The organism is Oceanisphaera sp. (genome assembly GCF_052084945.1).
In the GTDB taxonomy this organism is placed as follows: domain Bacteria; phylum Pseudomonadota; class Gammaproteobacteria; order Enterobacterales; family Aeromonadaceae; genus Oceanimonas.
In genome coordinates, this window is record NZ_JBQDEX010000111.1 from 1 (window position 1) to 9,053 (window position 9,053).

The 9,053-nt window shown below is 45.4% G+C and carries 10 protein-coding genes; 1 reads left to right on the top strand and 9 read right to left on the bottom strand.

The window, feature by feature from the left end:
- Window positions 1-380: 380 nt before the first annotated feature.
- The 4 genes from fghA to bfr (ACTHY5_RS09910) all read right to left on the bottom strand — a co-directional run bounded on the left by fghA (window position 381) and on the right by bfr (ACTHY5_RS09910) (window position 3,904).
- Window positions 381-1,214, bottom strand: a complete 834-nt coding sequence (gene fghA, locus ACTHY5_RS09895) for an S-formylglutathione hydrolase (protein WP_441879197.1) — start codon at window positions 1,212-1,214, stop codon at window positions 381-383.
- 330 nt (window positions 1,215-1,544) lie between these two features.
- The gene (locus ACTHY5_RS09900; protein ID WP_441879199.1) at window positions 1,545-2,663 is read right to left on the bottom strand and encodes an S-(hydroxymethyl)glutathione dehydrogenase/class III alcohol dehydrogenase; all 1,119 of its coding nucleotides are present in this window, start codon (window positions 2,661-2,663) and stop codon (window positions 1,545-1,547) included.
- 297 nt (window positions 2,664-2,960) lie between these two features.
- Complete coding sequence (gene bfr / locus ACTHY5_RS09905; RefSeq protein ID WP_441879201.1) at window positions 2,961-3,428, bottom strand: bacterioferritin; 468 nt, start codon at window positions 3,426-3,428, stop codon at window positions 2,961-2,963.
- A gap of 11 nt (window positions 3,429-3,439) precedes the next feature.
- Window positions 3,440-3,904 (bottom strand): bacterioferritin, encoded by a 465-nt coding sequence (gene bfr / locus ACTHY5_RS09910; protein WP_441879203.1) that lies wholly within the window; start codon window positions 3,902-3,904, stop codon window positions 3,440-3,442.
- A 272-nt stretch (window positions 3,905-4,176) separates the two neighbouring features.
- On the opposite strand from bfr (ACTHY5_RS09910), the gene ACTHY5_RS09915 reads away from it, so the two are divergent.
- Window positions 4,177-4,518: a four helix bundle protein gene (locus tag ACTHY5_RS09915; protein ID WP_441879204.1), complete on the top strand. Its 342-nt coding sequence runs from the start codon at window positions 4,177-4,179 to the stop codon at window positions 4,516-4,518.
- A 74-nt stretch (window positions 4,519-4,592) separates the two neighbouring features.
- Here ACTHY5_RS09915 and ACTHY5_RS09920 read toward each other — a convergent pair whose 3' ends face one another.
- The 5 genes from ACTHY5_RS09920 to rpe all read right to left on the bottom strand — a co-directional run bounded on the left by ACTHY5_RS09920 (window position 4,593) and on the right by rpe (window position 8,839).
- A complete protein-coding gene (locus ACTHY5_RS09920) occupies window positions 4,593-5,783 on the bottom strand; it encodes a hypothetical protein (protein WP_441879205.1) in 1,191 nt (396 codons plus the stop codon).
- A gap of 233 nt (window positions 5,784-6,016) precedes the next feature.
- Window positions 6,017-6,232, bottom strand: coding sequence for a hypothetical protein (locus ACTHY5_RS09925; RefSeq protein ID WP_441879211.1), 216 nt, complete (start codon window positions 6,230-6,232; stop codon window positions 6,017-6,019).
- A 54-nt stretch (window positions 6,233-6,286) separates the two neighbouring features.
- Complete coding sequence (gene trpS / locus ACTHY5_RS09930; RefSeq protein WP_441879207.1) at window positions 6,287-7,318, bottom strand: tryptophan--tRNA ligase; 1,032 nt, start codon at window positions 7,316-7,318, stop codon at window positions 6,287-6,289.
- 173 nt (window positions 7,319-7,491) lie between these two features.
- Window positions 7,492-8,172, bottom strand: coding sequence for a phosphoglycolate phosphatase (locus tag ACTHY5_RS09935; RefSeq protein ID WP_441879208.1), 681 nt, complete (start codon window positions 8,170-8,172; stop codon window positions 7,492-7,494).
- Window positions 8,165-8,839, bottom strand: coding sequence for a ribulose-phosphate 3-epimerase (gene rpe, locus ACTHY5_RS09940; protein ID WP_441879210.1), 675 nt, complete (start codon window positions 8,837-8,839; stop codon window positions 8,165-8,167). Before rpe ends, ACTHY5_RS09935 begins: the two co-directional genes overlap by 8 nt.
- Window positions 8,840-9,053: the final 214 nt, after the last annotated feature.

Sequence of the window (9,053 nt, forward strand, 5' to 3'; positions counted from 1 at the left end):
ACAGAGATCGGCTTCCACGACCGTGACAATGCCAGGGATGGCATTTCCCGAGCCCGTATGGGCCAGCTTGCTGGCGTGTATCTTTGTTGGGTAATAAAACGAATATCCTGTGAATATTCGCAGTTGTTACACAGCAAAGATGGCTAGCCCAGTGGCGTGTCGTGGAAGGTGACTCTGTTTCCTCTAGGTCCAGCTTTAAATCAGATCACATTTTTACTTAGATTGGTATTAGTCGATTGAAATCGACCCTACAGAAGCCATAAAACCTGATCAATTAGTTTCTAGATGGGTATTATACTGTGCACAGTATACCGGTGGAGTATATCTGAGCCATAAAAAAAGCCGCTAACGCGGCTTTTTATTAATAACTCAAGCTTGATTTATCCCAGATGTTTAGCATGAAAACGTAAATGGTCTTCAATAAAACTGGCGATAAAATAATAGCTGTGATCGTAACCTGGCTGCATACGCAAGGTTAAATCTGCATTTACTTGCTTGGCCGCAGCCACTAAGGTGTGAGGCTTTAACTGCTCGGTTAAAAAGTTATCGGCCTCACCTTGATCGACCAATATCGGCAAAGTGCTGCCTTTGCTCATCAATAGCAAACTGGCGTCATAATGCGCCCAGATATCACGGTTATCACCTAAATACGCCGTTAAAGCTTTATGCCCCCAAGGGCAATCACTGGGGTTGCTAATAGGCGCAAAGGCCGACACCGAAGTAAAGTGCGCTTGGTTACGCAAGGCTAACACTAAAGCGCCGTGCCCACCCATTGAATGACCACTAATGGCGCGCTTGTCGGTAAGCGGCAGCTCTGCTTCTACTAAGGCGGGCAGCTCGTTCAGCACATAATCATACATATGATAATGCGTGTTCCATGGGGCTTGGGTGGCGTTAACATAAAAGCCTGCGCCTAAGCCTAAATCGTAGGCGGCATTAGCATCATCGGCTACCCCCTCACCACGAGGACTGGTATCAGGAATAATAAGCGCTAACCCAAGTTCTGCCGCCACGCGCTGGGCACCGGCTTTACTTGAGAAGTTTTCGTCATTACAGGTTAAGCCCGACAGCCAATATACCGCAGGTACTGGCTCTGACTCTGCTTGAGGCGGCAAGAACACAGAAAATTGCATGTCGCAATTAAGGACGTGCGAGCGGTGTTGGTAGCGAATTTGACGACCACCAAAGCAGACTTGCTGTTGAACAATGTGCATGATAACTCCTTAAAGAAAGCTGAAAGCTGTAAGCTGTCAGCTATCAGTTAAACCCAAACACCGTAAAACCAACGCTATACGTTTTACGCGGTACGCCTTAGAAAACATCAACACCGATAACAGCAGCGCCATATCATGCACAAAACCCGTGAAAACAGCGCTGAAGACAGCTGTAAGCTATCAGCTGTCAGTTAAAGAAAAACACCGCAGGATATCGCTGCGCGATATTGCGCAGCTGAAGCAGCGCCTACAAGTTAGAACAGCGCTAGGTTTTAATTTTTTCGTACAGCGATCGGCGTAAGGCGTACAGCTGTTAGTTGGCGCTGTATGTTAGTAGTGGATCACTGTGCGAATTGATTTGCCTTGGTGCATAAGGTCGAACGCTTTATTGATGTCTTCTAGCCCCATGGTGTGGGTAATAAAAGTATCAAGCTCAAATTCGCCGTTTAAGTATTGCTCTACTATGCCTGGCAGTTGTGAGCGGCCTTTTACGCCACCAAAAGCGGAGCCTTTCCATACCCGACCGGTAACCAGTTGAAACGGACGAGTAGAGATTTCTTGACCAGCACCAGCAACACCAATAATCACAGATTCGCCCCAGCCTTTGTGGCAGGCCTCTAACGCCGAGCGCATCACTTTAACGCTACCAATACACTCAAATGAGTAATCCACACCGCCGTCGGTCATTTCAACAATAACCTCTTGGATCGGCTTATCAAAATCATTGGGATTAATGCAGTCGGTGGCACCAAGTTGCTTGGCGATCGCAAATTTATCTTCATTGATATCAATGGCAATAATGCGACTGGCTTTGGCCATAACAGCACCAATAATAACCGCAAGGCCAATGCCACCTAAGCCGAAGACCGCAACTGTGTCGCCCTCTTGTACATTAGCGGTGTGTTTTACAGCGCCCATACCTGTGGTGACGCCACAGCCGAGTAAGCACACTTTTTCTAAGGGAGCTTCTTTATTAATTTTTGCCAACGCGATTTCTGGTACTACAGTGCGTTCAGCAAAGGTAGAGCAACCCATGTAGTGAAAAATGGGTTGGCCGTCTTTATAAAACCGGGTGGTACCATCTGGCATAAGCCCTTGGCCTTGAGTGGCGCGTACCGCTTGGCAGAGGTTAGTTTTACCCGAGGTACAAAATTTACACTCACCACATTCGGCTGTGTAGAGTGGGATCACATGATCGCCCACTTCAAGACTTGTCACGCCCTCACCTATGGCCTCGACTATGCCGCCGCCTTCATGACCGAGTATGGCTGGGAAAATACCCTCAGGATCGTCACCTGATAGCGTAAAAGCGTCGGTATGACACACGCCAGTGGCAACAATGCGCACTAACACTTCGCCTTTTTGTGGCGGCATCAAATCGACTTCTTCAATGGTCAATGGTTTACCGGCTTCCCAAGCAACGGCGGCGCGAGTTTTGATCATATCCATAGGTTTGCTCCTGCTCTGGTGCTTAGCACCATGTTGAATATTAAAGGCTGAATGTTGAAGGAAACAAAAACTCCCTCTTCAACATTAGCAGCAAGCACTTGGCTTGTGTTAACCCTATTGTATTGCACAGTATAAAAGTAACAATGACTTAGTTTGCAAATGATTTTTACCACAGGGTAATAAAAGACAACTGTATGTTTTATGCTGTACGCCTTAGGTTTCAACCACAACGCCTACAAATCACAGACAAAAAAAGCCGCTATTGCGGCTTTTTTATTGGTACTGGGCACTGATTTTTTACATCTGCGATTGCAGGTAGTTTGGTAGACCGATTTTGTCGATTAAGCCCACTTGTTGCTCTAACCAGTGAGTGTGATCGTTTTCGGTATCAGACAATAATACTTGTAGCATGTCGCGCGTTTGGTAATCACGCTCTTGTTCACACAAGGCCATCACTTCGCGCAAATCGTCAATCACTTTAAGCTCAAGGTTAAGATCGCTTTGCAACATGGCTGGCACGTCTTTACCAATATTTAATGGCGCACGTGTCACCATGTCTGGGGTGCCACCCAAAAATAAAATGCGCTCTATAATTAGTGCCGCATGACCTTTTTCATCATCAAATTCATGATCAATACGCTCATACAGCTTTTGGTATCCCCAGTCTTCATACATACGAGAGTGAATGAAGTACTGATCCATTGAGCTTAGCTCACCGGCCAGCAGCTCGTTTAATGCCGCTATTACTTTGGCGCTACCTTTCATATTTGACTCCCTTATATTTGAGACTGTTGATAATTTTCCAGACCGAGCACGCTAATTAAATCGAGCTGGCAGTCTACCCAATCAAGATGGTTTTCTTCGTATTCTTCTATTTCACACAACAACTTGCGCGAAACATAATCTTTAACCGACTCACAATAGGCAATGGCGTCTTTTAATACTTGTAGTTGCTCTTCTACTTGCAGCTTATCGCATTGCAGCATTTCTTGGGTATTTTCACCAATGCGCAAGCGGTTTAAATGCTGTAAATTCGGCAAACCTTCTAAAAACAACACCCGCTCAATCAACTTGTCGGCTTGTTTCATGTCTTTAATAGACTTTTTATATTCACGCTCATCTAACTGGTTAAAGCCCCAGTTTTTAAACATACGCGCATGCAAAAAATATTGGTTGATAGAGGTAAGCTCTATGCTGAGTACCTGATTAAGGTACTCTATGACTTTTTTATCGCCTTCCATACATTCCTCCCCCTGATTAATGAGTTAATCATAGTAGAGATTAAAACGTTTTACAAACTCAATATAAACTTAAGTTATTGATTTTACTTGAATAACGTAGTCGCAATGAGAATGAATTGAATTAGTAACTTCAGCGCCGAGCGCCTAGCACCAAGCGCCAAGCGCCTAGCTAACACCTACGCTTCGCGTGGTGCAAAGCAAAAAACAGCGCCGAGCGCTTGGTGCTGCACTTTAGCCTATAATAAAGATTGGTAGTTAAAGGGAGATTAGCTATGAATTTTGAAGATTTAAATATCTGGCAACGCGCTACAAAGTTATCGGCTACTATCTATAAATTGATGAGGGAACAGTCTGATTATGGGTTTAAAGATCAAATCACGCGCTCTGCTCTTTCAATAGCGAGCAATATTGCTGAAGGTTATGAGCGCGATAGCGACAAAGATCGGGTCAAATTTTTAAGTTATGCAAAAGCTTCTACAGCAGAGCTGCGCACTCAAATTTATATAGGCATTGAAATCAGCTACATCAATAAGCAACAAGGCTTGTTGCTTATTGATGAAACACAGCAGCTATCCAAAATGATTTATGGGTTAATGAAAAAGATCAGCGCCTAGCTAACACCTACGCTTCGCGTGGTTTAGCTTTCTGCTTGGTGCTAGGCGCTTGGCGCTGCTCTTCACGCTGCTCTTCACTTAATCCAAATCGGGTTTGAGTACGCTTTGTTACCTTGCTTGTCTTCTACTACCCACTGCATCCAGGTGCGATTAGGAGGAACAGGCACCCCGGTTCTAAACCACTTGGCACCATTAATTTTCCATCCCGCAACTTGTTTACCATCTAACCAAACTTCGGCTTTAGCCAAACCAATTTCTGAGCGAAATTCGACTTCTGATTTTTTGTAAGGCTTTGCTTCCCCGCCAAAGTTGGTGGTAATAGGGTAAACCTCAGGGCCAAAGCTGACAAAGCTGTGACCTTGTGCTGCAGCACGAGCAAAGTCGGCAGTGATCCGACCTTTAGGGGTATAAGCATAGATTTTTCCGCTGTTATGCTTAGCGTCTTTTAGCTTAGGGCCGGCATTTAAATATACCCGCTCGCCTCGGCTCCAACGCTGGCGCATAACTGACAAATAACTTTCAAAATTACCGCTAATGGGTTTGAGATCAAATAGCCCTAACTCAGCTTGGGGGCTGGCCGTGGTGTACATTTCCAGATCTGAGCGTAAATTACCCAAAGAGCCCGCACTTAGCCAAACACTAAATTCGTTGTTTTTGCCAGTGTAGCTGCGACGTAAATCGTCGGTTTCGGAGAGTTCACTAAGATTATTCTGTAACTGACCGGCGGTCCAATGGCTATGCACCATGCGGGTCATGTCATTATAGTTGTCTGCCGTATTGGCAATGGGGTGATTACGCTCTAGTTGGTAGCCTGCCTGAGTATTGCCCTTAATAGGATCTAATACTGTGGTGGTCAGCTTAATGCCAGGGTAAGCCTTGTGCACTTCATAACGGCTAACAAGACGATGGCTATTCCAATGACGAGTAACCACTATTTCTAACTCATCAGTCGTGTGCTTAACAATTTCGACATTTTCTAGGCTTGCTTGGCCTTTTTCGAGGCTAAAGTCGACAGACTTAATAAGATCTTGACTAAATACCCCTTCTTCCATCATAGCAAGATCCACTAACTCACCCTGAGAAAGTGCAAATGCAAAGTAAGGCGTGGTCACCGTAATATCATCGGCCCCCGTAGCGTCACCACCTTTAATGCTGGTCGGGCCATGAGCTACTTCTATTTTGGTAGGAATAGTGGCGGTGTTAGATGAGCAAGCAGTGAGTACCATGGCGGCCAATAATGTAAGGCCCGTTTTATGAAAACGCATATTAAGTAAACCTTGAATAAGAGAAATTACTGATATAAGAATTTTGACAGGTATTGAAGGGAAATCAATCTACAGCACCGAGCTAAAGAAAGCCGTCAGCTAAACCAAGGCTGTATGTTTAACGCTGCACGCCTTACGTTAAATAAAACACCAGTTTTATGTTTCGCACAGCGGTCAGCGTAAGGCGCACAGCAGTCGGTTTGCGCTTCGACGTAACGCGTATCACTTTTTATTTAGTGTTCTAACAGGCGACCTTGGGCAAGTTCGCGCTCGCGTTGGCATTCGGCAAGGTAAATGGCAGCCATAATAGCAGTGTGACTATGATAGTTATCAGTCACTTTAGACACCATAAATGCAAGAGTTTGCTCGTTTTTGGCCATGCGGAATTTACGCACCCAATAGAGCTTGTCGATTAAGTCGCTATTCAGAGGCTTAGAGTCTGTCATCAGAAAAGATAAGTCCAATTATGTGATATAAAAAGGGGCGTTTGGGCCCCTTAAATATTAAAAATGTCTGGGCACAAAACCAATAACATCATATACGCTTTTTAGCGTTTTCGCAGCTTTCTCGCGCGCCTTATCGGCGCCTTGCGTCAGAATTTTGATTAATTGCTCTTCATCTGCCCGCAACTCGTGAAAACGGGCCTGAATGGGCTCTAGCATAGCCAATACGGCTGCGGCGGTTTCGGTTTTAAGATGGCCGTACATTTTGCCTTCAAAGTGCACTTCTAGCTCTTTAATACTACGCCCCGTTGCACCCGACATTAGGGTGAGTAGATTTGATACGCCGGGTTTATTTTCTAGGTCAAACTTTATTACAGGAGGATCTTCTGAGTCGGTCACAGCACGTTTTAACTTTTTAGTGATCACTTTAGGATCTTCAAGTAAGCCTATAAAGTTATTGACGTTTTCGTCTGACTTAGACATTTTTTTTGTCGGTTCTTGCAAACTCATAATACGTGCGCCATCAGCCGGAATAAAAGGCTCTGGCACCGTAAGTACGTCGCCATAAAGTTGATTAAAACGAGAGGCGACATCACGTGATAGTTCAAGGTGCTGCTTTTGGTCGTTACCCACAGGCACCTGGCTAGTTTGGTACAGCAAGATATCGGCGGCCATGAGTGCGGGATAGGTAAATAAACCGGCATTAATATTTTCGGCGTGGCGGCTCGATTTATCTTTAAACTGCGTCATACGCGATAGCTCGCCAAATTGGGTATAACAATTTAATACCCAAGATAGTTCAGCATGCTCTGGTACGTGAGACTGAATAAAAAGGGTGCTTTTATCAGGATCAAGGCCAATCGCCATGTAGAGCGCTGCAGCATCAAGGCAGGCCGCGCGCAACGTTTTAGGGTCTTGGCGCACGGTAATGGCGTGCATATCTACGATGCAATATAGGCAGTCGTAGTCTTGTTGCATGTTTACCCATTGGCGCAATGCGCCCATGTAGTTACCTATTGTTAATTGACCCGAGGGCTGGGCACCACTAAAAACAGTGGCTTTAGCCGAGGTATTGGCCCTTTGTTCAACCATGAAAATATTCCTTGTGCATCTTTTGGATATTTATTTTTCACATAAGAAAAATGATGAAGGCGCCACGGGAAGAACCTCGGCACCAGAAGCTGCTACGCAAGTTTTCGCGGTTAAAACGCGCGACGACATTCGAGCATAATGCAAAGATCGGCGCTGTTGCCGATCGTTCAACATTACTTCAACAAATCGAGTAACTCGCCAAATTGGTTAATAACCCAATTTGGCTGGCTGTCGGCTATAGATTTGCCGTAGTTATAGCCATAGGTGAGCCCGACACTGGCAATGCCAGCGGCTTGAGCAGCCAGTACGTCGTTTTCAGAATCCCCCACCATAATGCTGTGCTCTGGTGCAATATTCAGGGTGTGACAGACATGCAGCAATGGCGCTGGGCTGGGCTTTTTGTCGGCTAGGCTATCGCCCCCTAAGCTCATCGAAAAATACTGTGCTAAGCCACTATTAGCTAAAATATCGGGCACAAAGCCATAGGGTTTATTGGTCACCAGCGCCAAGGTATAGCCCGCTTTTTTAAGCTGCTCTAGGGTATTGATTACACCGGGATAAAGCACCACTTGATGACTGGCAAGACCTTGATAAGCTTTATCAAATAAAGCACGAGCTTGTTGATGCTGGCTGGGCGTAGGCGGGTGAGTTAAGGCTGCTGTTAAAGCACGTTGCACCAGCATATCGGCACCATTACCCACCCACAACCGCACTTCTTGTTCGCTCACTTGAGCATGATCCAATTCGGCGAGCATTTGATTAACCGCTTGCCATAACTGCACCACACTATCAATAAGGGTGCCGTCTAAATCAAATAAAATGAGTTTAATGTGGCGGATATCGATATTAGACATTAGCTTTAGCCAGTTCATTGCGCATTTGATCGATCACGGCTTTATAGTCGGGTTGGTTAAAAATGGCCGAACCTGCCACAAACATATCTGCCCCTGCTTCGGCAATGGCGCGAATATTATCGACTTTTACGCCACCGTCTATTTCTAGGCGAATATTGCGGCCGCTGTCGGTGATGCGCTGACGCGCTTCGCGCAGTTTATCCAGGGTGTTATCAATAAAAGATTGACCACCAAAGCCAGGATTAACAGACATCAGCAAAATAACGTCTACTTTATCCATTACATAGTCTAAGTAACTCAGTGGCGTCGCTGGGTTAAAGACTAAGCCGGCCTGACAGCCCTGCTCTTTAATGAGGCTTAGGGTACGATCGATATGATCCGACGCTTCGGGGTGAAAAGTAATAATAGAAGCGCCTGCTTTAGCAAACTGTGGCACTAGGCTGTCAACCGGCTTAACCATAAGATGTACGTCTATGGGAGCCGTAACACCATGGTTACGTAGTGCTTTGCACACCATAGGCCCTATGGTGAGATTAGGCACATAATGATTGTCCATTACGTCAAAGTGCACAACATCGGCACCTGCTTGTAATACCTTGTCTACTTCTTCGCCTAAGCGGGCAAAATCGGCAGACAATATTGAGGGGGCAATCAGGTAGTCAGTCATGGAATTTCCTTTAGACATAAGCACAAAAAAACGGCCTAATTCTATAACAAATCAACGCCAAGCGCCAAAATCAGCGCAGAGCTGAAAGAAAGCCGTACGTTTAATCCGCTACGTCTTATACCAATCTGGAAAAATAACTGATCTATTTTTGTTTGTATAAAAAGTCGAACAAAGGGTCTACTCCACCGACACGCTGCAAGCACCTCCCTGTGGC

Excerpts from the sequence above, each read along its gene's own strand:
- fghA (WP_441879197.1), bottom strand. The coding sequence starts at position 1,214 with ATGCACATTGTTCAACAGCAAGTCTGCTTTGGTGGTCGTCAAATTCGC.
- ACTHY5_RS09900 (WP_441879199.1), bottom strand. The coding sequence starts at position 2,663 with ATGGATATGATCAAAACTCGCGCCGCCGTTGCTTGGGAAGCCGGTAAA.
- bfr (WP_441879201.1), bottom strand. The coding sequence starts at position 3,428 with ATGAAAGGTAGCGCCAAAGTAATAGCGGCATTAAACGAGCTGCTGGCC.
- bfr (WP_441879203.1), bottom strand. The coding sequence starts at position 3,904 with ATGGAAGGCGATAAAAAAGTCATAGAGTACCTTAATCAGGTACTCAGC.
- ACTHY5_RS09915 (WP_441879204.1), top strand. The coding sequence starts at position 4,177 with ATGAATTTTGAAGATTTAAATATCTGGCAACGCGCTACAAAGTTATCG.
- ACTHY5_RS09920 (WP_441879205.1), bottom strand. The coding sequence starts at position 5,783 with ATGCGTTTTCATAAAACGGGCCTTACATTATTGGCCGCCATGGTACTC.
- trpS (WP_441879207.1), bottom strand. The coding sequence starts at position 7,318 with ATGGTTGAACAAAGGGCCAATACCTCGGCTAAAGCCACTGTTTTTAGT.
- ACTHY5_RS09935 (WP_441879208.1), bottom strand. The coding sequence starts at position 8,172 with ATGTCTAATATCGATATCCGCCACATTAAACTCATTTTATTTGATTTA.
- rpe (WP_441879210.1), bottom strand. The coding sequence starts at position 8,839 with ATGACTGACTACCTGATTGCCCCCTCAATATTGTCTGCCGATTTTGCC.